General features: G+C 44.7%; 16 protein-coding genes. 13 read left to right on the top strand and 3 right to left on the bottom strand.

What is annotated here, in order from left to right:
* Positions 1 to 220 precede the first annotated feature (220 nt).
* The 11 genes from AC58PV_RS25805 to AC58PV_RS25755 all read left to right on the top strand — a co-directional run bounded on the left by AC58PV_RS25805 (position 221) and on the right by AC58PV_RS25755 (position 12740).
* Entirely contained in the window at positions 221 to 775 is a 555-nt protein-coding gene (locus AC58PV_RS25805; RefSeq protein WP_497435484.1) for an NADPH-dependent FMN reductase, read from the top strand.
* Between the two features lie 141 nt (positions 776 to 916).
* A complete protein-coding gene (gene mug, locus AC58PV_RS25800) occupies positions 917 to 1435 on the top strand; it encodes a G/U mismatch-specific DNA glycosylase (RefSeq protein ID WP_497435483.1) in 519 nt (172 codons plus the stop codon).
* 70 nt (positions 1436 to 1505) lie between these two features.
* On the top strand, positions 1506 to 2594 hold the full coding sequence (gene serC / locus AC58PV_RS25795) for a 3-phosphoserine/phosphohydroxythreonine transaminase (protein ID WP_497435482.1): 1089 nt from the start codon (positions 1506 to 1508) through the stop codon (positions 2592 to 2594).
* Between the two features lie 593 nt (positions 2595 to 3187).
* The gene (gene nrdI, locus AC58PV_RS25790; protein ID WP_056609533.1) at positions 3188 to 3547 is read left to right on the top strand and encodes a class Ib ribonucleoside-diphosphate reductase assembly flavoprotein NrdI; all 360 of its coding nucleotides are present in this window, start codon (positions 3188 to 3190) and stop codon (positions 3545 to 3547) included.
* Positions 3534 to 5618 carry a class 1b ribonucleoside-diphosphate reductase subunit alpha gene (gene nrdE, locus AC58PV_RS25785; RefSeq protein ID WP_497435481.1) on the top strand — a complete coding sequence of 695 codons (2085 nt, stop codon included), beginning with the start codon at positions 3534 to 3536 and terminating at the stop codon, positions 5616 to 5618. The genes nrdI and nrdE overlap by 14 nt, the downstream gene beginning before the upstream one ends.
* A 21-nt stretch (positions 5619 to 5639) precedes the next feature.
* Positions 5640 to 6626 (top strand): class 1b ribonucleoside-diphosphate reductase subunit beta, encoded by a 987-nt coding sequence (gene nrdF, locus AC58PV_RS25780; protein ID WP_068666037.1) that lies wholly within the window; start codon positions 5640 to 5642, stop codon positions 6624 to 6626.
* A gap of 969 nt (positions 6627 to 7595) precedes the next feature.
* Positions 7596 to 8225, top strand: a complete 630-nt coding sequence (locus AC58PV_RS25775) for a YhbD family protein (RefSeq protein ID WP_497435479.1) — start codon at positions 7596 to 7598, stop codon at positions 8223 to 8225.
* Positions 8226 to 8238: 13 nt separating this feature from the next.
* Positions 8239 to 8919 (top strand): polymer-forming cytoskeletal protein, encoded by a 681-nt coding sequence (locus AC58PV_RS25770; protein WP_497435478.1) that lies wholly within the window; start codon positions 8239 to 8241, stop codon positions 8917 to 8919.
* Positions 8920 to 8944: 25 nt separating this feature from the next.
* Positions 8945 to 9685, top strand: coding sequence for a hypothetical protein (locus AC58PV_RS25765; protein ID WP_497435477.1), 741 nt, complete (start codon positions 8945 to 8947; stop codon positions 9683 to 9685).
* 65 nt (positions 9686 to 9750) lie between these two features.
* Positions 9751 to 11301 carry an MDR family MFS transporter gene (locus tag AC58PV_RS25760; protein ID WP_497435475.1) on the top strand — a complete coding sequence of 517 codons (1551 nt, stop codon included), beginning with the start codon at positions 9751 to 9753 and terminating at the stop codon, positions 11299 to 11301.
* 248 nt (positions 11302 to 11549) lie between these two features.
* On the top strand, positions 11550 to 12740 hold the full coding sequence (locus AC58PV_RS25755) for an MFS transporter (protein WP_497435474.1): 1191 nt from the start codon (positions 11550 to 11552) through the stop codon (positions 12738 to 12740).
* A 92-nt stretch (positions 12741 to 12832) separates the two neighbouring features.
* Here the strand turns inward: AC58PV_RS25755 and AC58PV_RS25750 are convergent, their stop codons facing one another.
* A complete protein-coding gene (locus AC58PV_RS25750) occupies positions 12833 to 13546 on the bottom strand; it encodes a response regulator transcription factor (protein WP_497414036.1) in 714 nt (237 codons plus the stop codon).
* A 143-nt stretch (positions 13547 to 13689) separates the two neighbouring features.
* On the opposite strand from AC58PV_RS25750, the gene trmL reads away from it, so the two are divergent.
* Positions 13690 to 14154 carry a tRNA (uridine(34)/cytosine(34)/5-carboxymethylaminomethyluridine(34)-2'-O)-methyltransferase TrmL gene (gene trmL / locus AC58PV_RS25745; RefSeq protein ID WP_497435473.1) on the top strand — a complete coding sequence of 155 codons (465 nt, stop codon included), beginning with the start codon at positions 13690 to 13692 and terminating at the stop codon, positions 14152 to 14154.
* 194 nt (positions 14155 to 14348) lie between these two features.
* Positions 14349 to 14603, top strand: coding sequence for an AbrB/MazE/SpoVT family DNA-binding domain-containing protein (locus AC58PV_RS25740; RefSeq protein WP_056624765.1), 255 nt, complete (start codon positions 14349 to 14351; stop codon positions 14601 to 14603).
* 312 nt (positions 14604 to 14915) lie between these two features.
* Here the strand turns inward: AC58PV_RS25740 and AC58PV_RS25735 are convergent, their stop codons facing one another.
* Positions 14916 to 15989 carry a phosphodiester glycosidase family protein gene (locus AC58PV_RS25735; protein WP_497435471.1) on the bottom strand — a complete coding sequence of 358 codons (1074 nt, stop codon included), beginning with the start codon at positions 15987 to 15989 and terminating at the stop codon, positions 14916 to 14918.
* Complete coding sequence (locus AC58PV_RS25730; RefSeq protein WP_497435470.1) at positions 15989 to 16420, bottom strand: hypothetical protein; 432 nt, start codon at positions 16418 to 16420, stop codon at positions 15989 to 15991. Before AC58PV_RS25730 ends, AC58PV_RS25735 begins: the two co-directional genes overlap by 1 nt.
* Between the last annotated feature and the right edge of the window lie 20 nt (positions 16421 to 16440).

The raw sequence follows: 16440 nt of genomic DNA, 5'->3' as shown, positions 1-16440 counted from the left end.
TACAAAGAACTTCATCCCCAGCGGGGATAATACTGGAAGAGCCGGATGCGATGACCCGCATGTCCGGATCTGTGAGAGGCCCATGCAAATGCGCATGGGCCTACTCGATTTTATCCATTGTTTGGATTTTAATTATAATAATTATAAATAAGTATATACAAATTGGAAATGTCAGGTATAATTACGTTAAATAATTTAGTTGTGGAAGGAAGAATTTATAATGAAGATTACGATTGTTGCAGGAAGCAACCAAAAGGCGGCTACGAGTACAAGACTTGCCACATATATTCAGTATCTGGCCACACAGGATCAACACGAAGTCACGTTGATTGATTTATATAAGACACCATTACCTTTCTATACACCAGATGATGCTGATAATCATCAAGTACTTGATACATTTAAACAGGCCATGTTGTCTGCCGATGCAATTGTCTTGGCAACGCCTGAGTATCACAGTGGTATGTCCGGTGTGCTCAAGAATGCACTTGATCATGTTGGACAGGATCATTTCCATAACAAAGCTGTGCTGTCCGTCAGCTCCTCAGGTGGAGCAGTTGCTGTCAGCTCGCTGACACAGATGCAGACGACCGTCCGTAACCTACATGGGATTAACAGTCCAGAATGGATTTCAATCGGTGGAGACCAACGTAAGAGCTTCCGCGAAGACGTCCACTTCGACGACATTCATCCAGATGTCGATAAGCGAGTTCGTCGTGTTGTGGGTTCTTTCCTCCAACTTGCCGAACAGCTCGCGGGACCAACAAAAGCGTAATATAATGAACCTCATACGCAAGCGGATTCAGCCAACCAAGTCATTGGACTTGGTTGTTTGTATTTTTACACACTTTGGATACATTTATAAGGTACAGTATGATAAAGAAAAGGAAGTTAGGCAAAATGGGGAGGTGCATGGATGGAACTAGCGGCAATTTCAGATCATTTGGCTGAGGGGTTGCAAATTCTCTTCGTAGGCTATAATCCGAGCATTCGATCAGGGGAAACCGGGCATCATTATGCGAATCCGAACAATCGATTTTATCGTATCCTGTTCCAAGCGGGGATAACACCAAGACTCTACAAGCCGCAAGAGGATGGCGATCTGCTTGAAATCGGTTATGGCTTTACGAATATTGTGGCACGCCCCTCATTGACTGCTGCGGAAATTACGGCAGATGAATATCGCGAGGGCAGGCGGATTCTGAAAGCGAAAATTGAGGCGTACCGACCCAAGATTGTTTGTTTCGTGGGTAAGGGTGTCTATGAGCAGTATAGTGGCCGAAGAGGCATCTCTTGGGGAAGTCAGGCACAGCCGATGGTTGAAGGCGTTGTTGATTATGTCTGCCCGTCATCTAGCGGGCTTGTGCGTATGAAGCTGGAAGAAATGGTAGCGATTTATCGAGGAATTCTGACAAGTTCTGTAGAGCCTGTTTGAGGTTTTACTTGATGCTTGCACAGAATATTGCTATCATAGCCATAATACAAAAGCAAAGGTGTGGTCACTCATGGGAAACAGGGCCTATAACTTTAACGCAGGGCCTGCGGCTTTACCTCTCGAAGTACTTCAGAGAGCACAAGAAGAGTTTGTTGATTTTAAAGGCATTGGCATGTCCATCATGGAAATTTCTCACCGTAGTTCGGAATATGAGCAAGTGCACAATGAAACACAAGCGTTGTTGAAGCGTATCTTCGGTATTCCAGATGGTTACCAAATTCTTTTCTTAACGGGCGGAGCGAGCTCTCAGTTCTCCATGATCCCTATGAACTTCTTGAAGCCAGGCAAGATTGGCAGCTACGTTCTGACAGGCGCTTGGGCTGAGAAGGCTGTACAAGAAGCGGCACTCTTCGGAGAAGTTTCTCTTGCGGCAAGTTCGAAAGAACAGAAATTTATGAAAATTCCAGCACTAGATGAAATTAAGCTAGATCCCAATTCAGCTTATTTACATATCACATCCAACGAGACGATTGAGGGTGCACAATTCCAAAGCTTCCCGGAAACAGGCAACATTCCTTTGATCGGTGATATGTCCAGTGATATCTTGAGCCGGCCAGTTGACGTTTCGAAATTCAGCATGATCTATGCAGGAGCACAGAAGAACCTTGGACCGTCTGGTGTGACTGTTGCGATTATCAAAGACGATTTGCTGGTTGATTTGCCCAAAACAATCCCAACCATGATGCGTTATGAAACGCATAGCAAAAATAATTCCTTGTACAATACGCCACCAGCCTATTCCATTTATATGGTGAATCTCGTATTGAAATGGATTGAAGAGCAAGGCGGATTGACGGTTATTCAGAAGAATAATGTGGAAAAATCTGGCCTTATTTATAGCGCAATTGATAGCAGCAATGGCTTCTACCGTGGACCCGTAGATCTAGGAAGCCGTTCTGCAATGAATATTACGTTCCGCTTGCAAGATGAAGAGCTGGAGAAGAAGTTCATTAAAGAAACCGAGCAGCAAGGGTTCGTTGGATTGAAAGGTCATCGCAGTGTCGGTGGTTTACGTGCTTCCACGTATAACGCTGTTCCGTATGCATCATGTAAAGCACTCGCTGATTTCATGACGGATTTCCAAAAGCGCAACAGCTAATCCAATCCAAAAGCTATTCATGGCACCCTCGTGTGCGCGTGAATAGCTTTTTTTGGTTTTGAGGCATATTGTTTCGAACGAAAGCTTAAGAAGCCTCTAGGGGGTCGCTGAGACGGTTTGAAGACGGTGAATGGCGGGTAAGATAGAACTAGATCTAGTAGAGGAGAACGGCTCTAGTCATTTCGACATATTCGAAAAAATCAAGTAAAAATCGAAAATATTTTTTCTAAACCCATCGAGCCACGCCCCGCCTAGGATCTGGTGTTTTGGAATTGTAAATAGGTCGTTTTGCTCGTTGACAAACACAATATATTGATATAAATTTGAATCTATCAACTAGATGTCGTGATAAAAAGCGCATTGCGAGATTGCTAGCCGAAGGCTCAAATCGAGCCGAAAATGGAGTGAAACCGCAGGTTTCAAGCCTTTTTAGACCACTTACGGAGTCGTAAATGAAATGCAGATTCTGTCGATTCATGAGTAGATGAACTCGCGAATGACAGACGATAGAATTGGTATCTTTACTACATATAGGTTGCTCGCTAGTGATGGCACAAGATAGAGAGAATTGACAATGATAGGAGACGGAAGCTATGTTGATTGCTTACGATTCGAAGACTGGAAATGTTCGCCGTTTTATTGCGAAGCTCCAGATGCCCGCGGTACAAATAGAGGAAGCGATGACGATGGACGAGCCATTCGTACTCGTGACGTATACAACTGGTTTTGGACAGATTCCTCCCAAGGTAGCTTCTTTCCTAGAAAGTAATTCCTCTCGTCTTCAAGGCGTAGCAGCAAGCGGCAATCGCAACTGGGGAGACGGCTTCGCCAAAAGCGCAGATACGATCTCAGCACTTTATGATGTTCCCGTTTTAACGAAATTTGAATTATCCGGCACTAAAAATGATGTAGAACGATTTGTTCAGGGGGTACAAGCAATTGCGGCACATTGAACTTAATAATGAATTAATGCAACGCGGTACGGATGGTTTTTTTCAATTAGAGAAGGATAAAGAAGCTGTTAAGGTGTTCATTCAGGAAGTCCACAGCCGAAGCCTAACATTCCCCGATACCTCTTCGAAGGTTCGTTATATGATCGACAACAACTTCTATGAGAACGTTTATGACAACTACACAGAAGATGAAGTAAACAGCGTATATCAAGTAGCACATGACAATCAATTCGAGTTCGCATCGTATATGGCAGCTTCGAAATTTTATACAGACTATGCTTTGCGCAGTGATGATAAGACGTTATACCTGGAGCATTTCCCTGATCGCGTAGCGATCGTAGCCCTGTACTTAGGCCGCGGAAACGCAGAAACCGCACGCGTGCTTGCCCTATCCATGATGGAGCAACGCTTGCAGCCAGCGACACCTACGTTCTTGAACGCAGGCAAGAGCCGTCGCGGTGAATTAGTATCGTGCTTCTTATTAGAAATGGACGATTCCTTGAATTCCATCAACTATGTATTAGCAACGTGCATGCAGCTTTCCAAAATTGGCGGCGGTGTAGCCGTGAACTTGTCGAAGCTTCGTGGGCGCGGTGAAACGATCAAAGGCGTTGAGGGCGCAGCGAAAGGCATTATTCCTGTTCTTAAGTTAATGGAAGATGCGTTCTCCTATGCGGATCAAATGGGTCAACGCAAGGGCTCAGGCGCGGCGTATTACAACATTTTTGGCTGGGACGTTATGGAGTTCCTAGATAGCAAGAAGATTAACGCGGATGAGAAATCCCGTTTGAAAACTCTTTCCATTGGACTTATTATTCCTAATAAATTTTATAAGCTGGCGGAGGAGAATAAACCTCTACATATTTTCGCGCCTTACACTGTTTTGCAGGCCTATGGCAAGCATATGGATGATCTAGATATGGATGAAATGTACGATGAACTTCTAGCGAACCCGAAGGTAAAGAAAAAAGTAATCATGAATGCTCGTGATATGCTGACCAAAATTGCGACAACTCAACTGGAATCCGGTTATCCATATATGATGAATCGTACGAATGCGAATAAGGATCATGCTCTGAAGGGGATTGGGACGATCAAGATGTCCAATCTATGTACAGAGATTTTCCAATTGCAGGAAACGTCCGAAATCAATGATTATGGTCAAGAAGACACCATTCTTCGCGATATCTCCTGTAATCTAGCTTCCATGAATATTGCCAATGTCATGGATCGTAAAAAGCTGCGCGAGACCGTGCACGAAGGCATGATCGCCTTAACTTCCGTGAGTGATATGACGACGATCCATAATGCGCCAGGTGTTGCCAAAGCGAACCGTGAGCTGCACTCTGTCGGTCTTGGCGTGATGAACTTGCATGGTTATTTGTCCAAGAACAAAATTGCTTACGAGAGTGCCGAGGCTAGAGATTTCGCTCGCACCTTCTTCGCAGCGATGAATTTCTATTCCATCGAGAAAAGTATGGAGATTGCCAAAGAATCCGGGCAAACGTTCGAAGGCTTTGAGCTATCGGAGTATGCGAATGGGAACTATTTTACCCGTTATATCGAAACAGATTACCGTCCACTGTCAGACAAAGTGAAAGCATTATTCGAAGGCATGCCGATTCCATCGCCTAGCGATTGGAAAGCTTTGCAAGCGGACGTTCAGAAACACGGTCTGTATCATGCGTATCGTTTGGCTGTAGCGCCGACGCAAAGTATCTCGTATATTCAAAATTCAACGTCCAGCGTGATGCCGATCGTTGAACCGATTGAGACGCGTACGTATGCGAATTCGACTACGTATTATCCGATGCCATTCATGGCACGTGACAATTTCTTCTACTATAAATCTGCCTATCAAATGGATCAATTTAAGATTCTTGACCTCATCTCGGAAATTCAGACGCATGTGGATCAAGGGATCTCGACCATTTTACACGTAAATAGTGATGTCTCGACAAGACAACTTGCTAGATTATACCTGTATGCGGCACACAAAGGACTTAAATCGCTCTATTACACACGAACCAATCAGCTATCCGTTGAGGAATGTGTAAGCTGCTCCGTATAATGAGGAAGGGGACTACCATTCATGACAAGTGCACCAACCATCAATAAACCCATCGTCAAAAAAGCGGTGAACTGGAACCGTCCGGATGATGATTTTACAATAACGTTCTGGAATCAAAATATTATGCAATTCTGGACAGATGAAGAAATTCCGTTGTCGGATGATAAGATGTCCTGGATTACCTTAAGTGGACAAGAGCGCGAGCTGTACATGAAGGTGCTAGGCGGTCTGACTTTACTGGATACGATGCAAGGCGGCGTCGGAATGCCGAAGATTCTGGAGCATGTGGATGGGCTGCAGCGCAAAGCTGTGCTTAGCTTCATGGGAATGATGGAGCAGATTCATGCGAAGTCTTACAGTTCGATTTTCACTACGCTGTCAACGACAGAAGAGATTAACGAGCTGTTCCAATGGGTGGAGCGCAATCCACACCTGCAGTTTAAGGCGAATAAGATTTCACATTATTATGAAAATATTAATACGACCAAAGAGCTGTATCTCGCGATGGCATCGTCTGTTCTGCTAGAAAGCTATTTGTTCTATAGCGGTTTCTATTATCCGTTGTATTTGGCTGGACAGGGTAAAATGACGAGCAGCGGCGAGATCATTGACTTGATCTTGCGTGATGAGAGCATCCACGGGTTGTACATCGGCGTGTTGGCACAAGAGGTCTACGCGGAGCTTAGTCCAGTGGAGCAAGACGAGGCTTACGCGACGCTTTGTGCGCTGCTGAAAGAGCTTCATGCGAATGAAGAAGGCTACACGGATAGCCTCTACGGACCGCTGGGTCTAGCCGAAGAAGTGAAAGCATTCCTTCGCTATAACGCGAATAAAGCTTTCATGAACCTTGGCGTGGAACCGATGTTCCCGGAAGAGGATATCAACCCGATCGTGTTGAACGGTCTGAGCACGAAGACGAAGCAGCATGACTTTTTCTCCAAAAAAGGCAATGGTTATGTGCGCACGATTCACGTTGAAGCGCTAACGGACGATGACTTTGTATTTTAACATGCTAGTAAATAGATGAAAGACAAACCACCTGGGAGACTGAGTGGTTTTTGTTTGTTCAAATGTATGGAAATGATGGGGGAGGTGCTGCTGGTTGGTGAGATGGAGTAGAAGTAGATAAATGTTTGCAGAGTAGATAGGTTGGTTGGTAGAAGTTAGGGTAAATATCGTGTACTCCAGGCGAGTAAATGGATTTTCTCCAGTTATTTTTTGAATATTTCTGCCTAAACACTGAATAGATGGAAAACCTCCAGTTAAATTAAACCAAATTACCTGATCTGAACGAGAGAGGCAGTTTTAACTACATATTTTACAGTTAAATAGAAATTTTGGGGAAATTTCACTCAAATAACTGTATTTTTCCAGTTAATACAAGTGGGCAACCAACCAGCCCCTCCGAATCTCCGCAATTCACCGAACCCACTGACCCCACTGACCCCACTGACCCCACTGACCCCACTGTAATCCACCGCAATCTGCGTAACCCGTAACATTTCTCCCCAATGACACTGTTTACGAGCAGAGAGAAGATGTTTGCAGAGTAAAGTATGTTGGTTAGTCGAAGTTTGGTTAATATCGTGTGCTCCAGATGAATAAATGGATTTTCTCCAGTTAATTTTTGAGAATTTCTGCCTAAACACAGAATAGATGGAAAACCTCCAGTTAATTTTAACCAAATTGCCTAATCTGAACGAAAGAGGCAGTTTTAACTACATATTTTACAGTTAAATAGAAATTTCGGGGGAATTCCACTCAAATAACTGTATATTTTCCAGTTAATACAAGTGTGAAACCAACCAGCCCTTCCGAAACTCTGAAACCCACCAAACCCAGTTTATTTGTTTATTGTATCTAGTTCCGTTTGTAGTATCGAGCTCCTCCTTTAGCTCACCCTCCAGTTCAGTCTCAAGGCTGATTTACGACGTAACAATGTTATGTTAGATTGAAGTAGCGAGGGAGGGATGTACGTTGGACGAAGATTTGATATCGAAAAAAGAGCTGCTCGAGCTAACTGGGATATCTTATGGTCAATTATACCGTTGGAAACGCAAGAATTTGCTTCCAGAGGAATGGTTTATACGGAAATCAGCGTTTACGGGGCAGGAAACGTTCTTCCCGAAGGGGCAGATGCTTGCGCGTATCGATAAAATCGTAAATATGAAAGATGATTTATCACTGGATGAATTAGCAGATGTGTTCTCTATCGTTCCTAGTGATATGAAAATAGACAAATTAGAGCTTATTAAACGAAACATTGTTTCTCTGCAAACGGTTGAGCATGCATCTCCTTTTTTGGAAGCGACGGCGGTATTCAGCTTTGAGGAAACATTGTTTCTATTCCTGCTAGAGGATTGCTTGCAATCCGGTGAAGTGACGCTCGAAGAAGGGAAACACTTGCTGCTGACGATGAAAGAGCAATATGCCAAGTTTGAAGGCAAGCCGTGCGATTTGATTTTTATACGTAAGATGGGCTTGAGTCTGGTTCTGCTCGTTACGACAGGGTGTGAGTTGTTCTTCGAGCAAGGCGTGAAGGTTGTGCTCCGCGTGAAGGTGGCGAAGAAAATTGAAGAATTAAAGCTGAAAATATCAACACTGTAAGGAGGTGATCCCTATGCAAACAGCAGAATTTAAGCGTAAATTGTTGATCTCCGGAATAGGATCTTCCAATGGCGGGAACTTTCGAACGGTTAAAATTGACGGTATGGGACGATTGGAAGGCGACGTTACATGCTCCGATTTTACGCTAAATGGGCGAGCAGAAGTGAATGGTAGCATCACAACTGAAACGGCGGAAATGCATGGTACATTAACGATTCTGGGGAATCTCAGAGCAATGCGCACCCGAATTCATGGCAAGGTGAAGATTGATGGCAATTATGCGGGCGAGAGCCTTGAAATAAACGGTGCTTCGACGATAACGGGCAATTGTGAGGCCGAGAAGTTTAATGCTAATGGTAAGCTGCAGGTAGGCACACTGAATGCAGACACAATCGTAGTCACCCTGCATGGGCACTGCAGAATTGCTGAGATTGGCGGAGAACGCATACAGATACGCAAACAGCGAGGTATTGGCTTGGCAAGTTGGTTGAAGATGCTGCCGCTGGCTATCGGTAATCATTTGTCAGCCCAAACGATCGAAGGCGACCATATATACTTGGAATATACAACGGCTGATGTAGTCAGGGGAGCAGATATTACAATTGGACCTGGATGTGAAATCGGGCTCATTGAATATACGGCCAAATTCGAGCAAGATAAGCGATCTAAGGTGAAACGCAGTGAAAAAGTGTAGCAATGAGAGGAGGGATTGATGTATAATGCGAATAGATGCAAACAAACGTTCGTCAATTGGTAATTTGAGGATTACGGGTAGCTCCACCGCGGCAGGCGGCCTCTATGATCGAGTGAAAATTGTAGGTGAAGGCATCGTTGAAGGCGATATGACATGCCAGCATATGAAATGTGTCGGAACGTTAGAGATGGAAGGCAATTTACAGGCGGGTCAAGCGGGAATTGTGGGCACCTTTGCATTGACGGGAAATGTGCGAAGCGATAAAATGAAAAATTCGGGGACAGTGAGTATCAGTGGTGATGCCGTAATTGGCACACTTACTGGATCAGGGACGGTTGAAGTGAAAGGCCATATGCAAGGCACTCAGATTGCGCTTAATGGGCATATTGCTACAGGAGGGGATTGTGAAGTCGATGTGTTTCATCTAAAGGGGATGTTTGATGTTGGAGGGCTGCTTAACGCAGGCGCAATCAACATTAGGATTTTCCAAGATTCAACGGCGAAAGAGATTGGCGGAGAGAAAATTAGAATTCGCAAAGCAAGGCTACTTCATCCATTTAGCCTCTTCTTCAGACCCTCACCCCATGCCAAGCTAGTGGTTTCGGTTATTGAAGGGGACGATATCTACGTGGAACATACGAGAGTGAATGTTATTCGCGGCAACCAAGTCGTCATCGGTCCTGGTTGTGAAGTTGGACTGGTTGAATACAAGGTACACCTAGAGAAGAAGAAGGATGCCATTGTGAAGGAATCACGCAAGATGTAAGTGTAAGAGGCAGCCTGTAAGTTATGCTGTATGAAGTCAAACAAATCGTAAAGGAATGTGTAAGAATGACGAGTTCAAAAAACAAAGTAGGCTTCGTTCTAGCAGGTCTACTCTTGGCCATGTTAATGGCGTCCATGGATAATACAATAGTTGCGACAGCGATGGGAACCATTGTAGGAGATCTTGGTGGATTGGATAAGTTCGTATGGGTAACATCGGCCTATATGGTCGCCGAAATGGCGGGTATGCCGATTTTTGGTAAGCTGTCCGATATGTTCGGGCGCAAACGATTTTTCATTTTTGGATTAATTGTCTTTTTGATAGCCTCCATATTGTGTGGAACGGCAGAAAGCATTGTACAGCTTAGTATCTATCGAGCACTACAAGGGATCGGTGGTGGTGCATTGATTCCGATTGCGTTCACCATCATGTTTGATACGGTACCGGTTGAACAACGTGGGAAGTTAGGTGGTTTGTTCGGTGCGGTGTTCGGTTTATCCAGTATTTTTGGACCGTTGCTTGGCGCCTATATTACGGATTACATTAACTGGCATTGGGTCTTCTATGTCAATATTCCTCTTGGTATTTTGGCTCTTATTTTCATTGCGATCAACTACAAAGAATCACCGATTCATACGAAGCAGAAGATTGACTGGTGGGGGGCTGTTACACTTGTTGGTGCCGTTGTCAGCATGATGTTTGCTCTTGAGCTTGGTGGGAATAAATATGCATGGGATTCCAGCTTAATTATTGGACTGTTTGCTGCTTTCACTGTACTAACGATTTGCTTTATCTTTATTGAAAGAAAAGTCATTGAACCGATTATTTCATTTCCAATGTTTAAGATACGGTTGTTTACGACGAGTAATGCACTTGGCTTATTGAGCGGGATGGGCTTCATTACGGCATCTGTGTATATCCCGATTTATATTCAAGGGGTACTTGGTGGAACAGCTACGAACTCTGGACTCGTTTTATTGCCAATGATGGTTGGTTCAGTATTCTCAGCGGTAGGCGGCGGTTTCTTAATGAACAAGATGCCGTACCGGAACATTATGATGATCTTTGTTGTGGTTCTAGCCGCAGGTATGTTCATGCTAACTCAGCTTGGCCCGGATACTAGCCGCTTGTATGTGACCATGTGCATGATCGTCGTTGGTGTTGGGATCGGTGCGAGCTTCTCCGTCCTTTCCAATGCAGCGATCCATCACTTTGATCCATCACAACGGGGATCGGTGAATGCAACTGTGTCCTTCGTTCGATCCCTAGGTATGACTTTAGGGATTACGTTATTCGGCATCATTCAACGGAATGATTTTACAGCGAAGCTCAAAGACATTTTCGCTGGAAGTGGGCAAGGGAACATGGCAGACAATCCAGCGTTTAGTGACCCTAGGGTACTTCTGGCACCTGACATGCGTACCCAAATCCCGACACCTGTCCTAGATAAAATCACAGCAGGATTATCATCTTCGATTTCCTATACATTCATGTGGGCGCTGATCCCTACGGCTCTCGCTGTCGTAGCAGCGGTTCTCATGAGTAAAGAGCGCTTGACCGAATCACTCGAGCACAAGCAAGCTGAGCAAGCCGCAGCAGAACTGAAAGGTCAATAGTAATCGGATCAAGCATGACATGTAAATGTTCCTACCAGAGCACTTTCCTTTTAAGGAGTGCTCTTTTTCTTCTGGATGAGAATTCTGTATGGTAAAATGGAGAAAGAAGAATGATTCTCATAAAGGAGTGGATGATATGCCACACACAAGACCTCCCTGTTAAGCCTTCGTAGTTAGATGTTCACGAGCACCTCCTTTCTTCTTAGGTTGGAATCAAGTCAATCTACGAGAAGAAAGGGGTTCTGAACATGAGTTTATTGCTAAATATACGGAAGTTATATGTGATTCAATTCGTTTCCCATCTCATTCCTGCTTATGTTATTGAGAGGCTATACTGGGAAGAACGGGGCATGACCATTCAGATGGTTGTGTACACGGAAATTATTTTCGCAATTACGATCGTTTTATTAGAGGTACCCACAGGCATAATCGCTGACAAATGGGGCAGAAAGCAGATGCTCATCGTTGCAGCGCTCATGGGGTGCTGTGAGTTTTTAATCCTAGTGTTCGCGACGGAATTCTGGCATTTTGCCCTTGTCGTATTTCTTGCAGCAGTAGGACATTCAGCGAGTAGTGGGGCGGATCAAGCCCTGCTGTACGACTCTCTCTTATCAGAGGGGAAAGAGGAATTGTTCGAGAAGATTCAGGGCCGGCTCAATGCGCTAGACATAGGCGCTGTCATGATAGCGGCGCTATGCGGAAGCTTTCTGGGAAGCCGCATTGACTTTGAACTGAATTACTGGATATCGCTGGGGAGCGCGGTGATTGCCCTGTGTTTTACGCTCACATTAGTTGAACCTCGTGTAGCCAAAGGTAATGAAGATGCTGAACAGCCGATTCCTATTCGAACCTTTGTGAGCGCTTCGTTGCGCTTTTTCCGCGATCATCCAGGTGTGAGACTTGTATTGTTATCTGGCATGGTGACAGGTGCTGCGATTAGCTTTATTGACGAATTCTGGCAGACCTACTTGGATCGCTTGGGCATACCAGTCTTCTATTTCGGGATGTTCTCTGCCGCTATTTTCTTGCTTCGTCTACCTGGTAATCTTCTGGCTTACTGGGTCAAAGGGTGGCTCAGCTACAGGTTCCTGCTTACCAGCGCAATGCTAGCGTTAGCGGTTAGTTTTCTGTATATTTCCCTAGTACGAGACTATAGCGGGTTGGCCGTGATCGGTTTTATATGTTTGTTCGCAGGCGTGCTGGAACCGCTAACCGCTGGATATTTGCATCATGGGATTGATTCATCCATGCGAGCGACGCTGGGTTCTTTTCAGTCACTGGGGGAGAATGCCGCACTTAGTGTGATCGGGATGGGTTTCGGTTATTTTTCTGCAAACATGGACATTTTCGGTGGGTTTGGATTTATTGCTGTGGTGTGCTTTGTATTCTTGGTTTATTTCGTACTGGCTACCAAAGGGAAGAACAAGAATTTGTTATAGTTAACAACAAAAACACCTTTCTTTGTTTGGCATTTGGCGTCATGGAAATATCCAATGGCCATGCAAACAAAGAAAGGTGTAACAAGTGATTGTTAAGCGTAGGACTCTTTAATGACGGGTTCAGTCAATTTATAACCGACGTTGCGGATCGTCATGATATATTCGGGGTGACGTGCATTTTGCTCAATCTTGTCACGAAGATGAGAGATATGGACGTCAACGATGCGCGTGTCCCCAAGGAAATGGTAGTCCCACACACCGTGAAGCAGTTGTTGTCGACTAAGCACTTTCCCACGATGTTTACAGAGAAAGAGAAGCAGTTCGAATTCTTTCGGTGTCAACTCGATTGGTGCGCCATTCATTGTCACTTCCCGTTGCTCGGCTTTGACAGAGATTTGGCCGATGGCAATCGGGGCTTCTTCTGTCGTAGAAGGCAGGGTCTGTATACGGCGATGAATCGCTTGAATGCGAGAGACAAGCTCGAGCGGTGAGAAAGGCTTCGTCATGTAATCATCCGCACCATTATCCAGTCCGGCTATTTTGTCAGTAAGATCTTGCATAGCCGTTAACATAATAATCGGTACGAGGTTATTCTGGCTTCTCAACTTGCGGCATACTTGTAAGCCGTCCATTTTGGGCAGCATGAGATCGAGAACGATGAGGTCAGGACGGAAAGATTGAATGGCACTGAAGACAGCTTCTCCGTCGAATACGCAATGTACTTCAAAGCCGGCAAGCTTTAGGTTGAATTCAATGAGCATGGAGATGGAAGGTTCGTCATCAACAATTAATATCTTCTTTTTCATTGTTAGCAAGGCTCCTTTTAATGGAGGATACTTCTAGTATGACGTACCTCTATCATCGTGATATTAAGATAAAGTTAACCCAGTGTTAAATTGCAATCGAAAACAGGGTATAATAGGATAGAGAATGAGGTGAATGTATAAAGATGGCTTTTCATATTGTATTAGTAGAACCCGAAATTCCTGCCAACACAGGCAATATTTCACGCACATGTGCGGCAACAGGTGCTCATCTTCATTTGGTGAGACCCCTTGGCTTTGACACCGATGATAAGACGCTGAAACGTGCGGGCTTAGATTATTGGCATTCGGTCAACATTCATTATTATGATTCTTTTGATGAAGTGATGGCAGCATACGAAGGTCATAGATTCTTCTTTGCGTCAACGAAAGCAAGTCTACGTTACTCTGATTTTGCCTTCCAAGATGGGGATTTCTTCGTGTTTGGTAAAGAGACCAAAGGGCTGCCAGAAGAGCTGCTTCGTCAGCATCCAGATACGTTAATTCGGTTACCGATGTCAGATAACGTAAGATCATTGAATCTTTCCAACTCTGCGGCCATTATTCTATATGAAGGATTACGCCAAACGGGATTTGTAGGTCTGGAGTAGGGAGACTGTCGACCTACAAATATTGGTAATTAACCGACAGGCATGACAAGAAAAGAAAGATTTTGCAGGTTTCACAGAAGGAGTTTCATTGTTCACGGCGAATAATATCCGTAAGCTCGATACGAAAAAGTGAGTCGAAGTGAAATTGCCGGAATTGTAGAAAACGTCTGGGAAGAGAGAGGTGAAGTCCTATGATGAAGCCAGCTGGAGTCGTACGTAAAGTCGATCAATTGGGACGAATCGTATTACCCAAATCGTTACGTAAGCGATACCAAATGAATGAGGGAGATCCTGTCGAAATTCTAGTACAGGGAGACCATATCATTCTCGAGAGATATCGTCCGAAATGTGTATTTTGCGGTAGCATGGAAAGTGTCAGTGAATTCAAAGAACGTTATATTTGCGGCGTTTGTGTAACTGAAATGAACCTGCTTAAGGCGAGAGCCTAGTAGTTAAAAAGAAAAAGCATCGCTTTCTCCAACTGGAGAAGACGATGCTTTTTTCTTGGTTTTTAAAGACCCTTTGTTTTGTCCTCGTTATAGGAAGCTGTCAACATAGCGACGATAAATAATAGAAAAACGGAATTAACGAGCCAAAATGTGGTGGATAAACCGAACATTGCTGCACCTCCTAAAAGTTTCCGACAGAAAACTAACTTCGTAAGCGTCCCCTATAGGTGAAGATCATTAAAGCACATAGTTAAGGCTTATTATACCCAACCATCCCCAAAAAAGAAACGAATATTGTGTGAATAATTTGGGTCATTTGAAAAACAAGAGATTCGTAGCAAGCGGTCGAAGTCTACCATCGGATGGGCGATTAATCACGCTTCCACCCCACACAAGCGTAGTTGAGCCACCGCCATCCAAGTTATAAGCATCTACGACACCTAGTTGCACCATTTTATCTTGCAATTCAGCAAGCGTAGCTCCTGAATTGCCGCTCTCGTCGTAGCCATCTGTCACAAGGAATAAGAGCTGGTCATGCTTATAGTTGGCCATTACGGTTCGCGCTGCTCGTGCTGGCGAGCTTTGCCACTGATACGGGATGGACGTCTTGCTGCCATTTTTCATCAGGACAGGAACGAAGGTTGTACCCATCAGCGGGTTAAGCTTGTCGAGCTCCGACTGCGAGCTGAACTTGCCACCGATTAGCTTGCGATCCTTGTTCAAACCGATGAAGGCTGTGTCATTGTTGGTGGGGAAGAAGCCGTTGACATATTTCCCGTTCATCACTGTCGTGTCGAGGGGATAACGTTTGCCGCGGTTATCGTCCGCGAAGCCGCCTGCGTTAATGCCAACAACAGCGCCATAGCGCGAAGCTGCGGCTAAAGTCGTTTCACTAGAGCCGAGCTTATCATTACCCAATACGAGCTTGATCGCTTTATCGCTCTTGAGGTTTACTTTAAGAGCATAACCTGAATAATGTTTTTCATTCAAAGCGAACAGCTGAATGTCGATATTGCCTGATGTGGCCTGGCGAATCGGACTGCCAAGCTTAGCTGTAATTCGTGCATCATAGATAAGTCCGGGTCTAGCGATTTGGGAAGCTGCGCTTTGGAGCATAGCGGTAACTTCTGCTGTACTCTTCTCGTACAGTTGGAAATACTGTTGAATAATCGTTTTCGTTTGGACCGCATCTGAATTCGCCTGAGTCAACAGGTTGTTTAAAGTGGTCGTCTCTTGCGAGAGACTGATCGGTGTTGAAGCAACCGGCGACTTGACTGGGATGGAAATATCCAGGGAGACGAAGAGAAGCCAAATCAGCATACCCAGGAAGGGTGCGCAGGCCAGCAACATAACACGATTGATTTGCTGAATCGAACTCGCTGTCATTATTTCAACACATCCAGATTCTTGGTCAGCTCATCCAATTTCTTCTTCACGTCAGCGAGCTGCGTATACAGTTGATTACTATTATCGGTCTTGCTGTTAGCACTATCTTTGGTGAAAGCCAGTAGTTCATTCAATGAATCTACCTTGGCTTGCAAAGCCTTCATATCGGTGGACACACTGTCCTTCAATTGAGAGACTTGATTCTGATAATCTTGTTGAATGACTTGTAATTGCTGCTGGGTTTGCTGTGCGATATCGGTTGATATTTGTTGCCGTAGATGTTCTGTGTACATCATCGTAGCTGTTACTCCGACTGCGATCAGCATGACCCAACCCACGAATAGGAAGACATACGTTTTCTTCTTCACCCTGGTTGCTTTCGACGTGCGGGGAAAAGAATTCGCCGTTGCGTTCTCAATGGGCATACTCATGAAAATCACCTCTTAGGACT

It is taken from the genome of Paenibacillus sp. J22FR83 (genome assembly GCF_059691955.1).
Note: the sequence above shows the minus strand (reverse complement) of the source record. Positions and strands in the feature narration are given on the sequence as shown.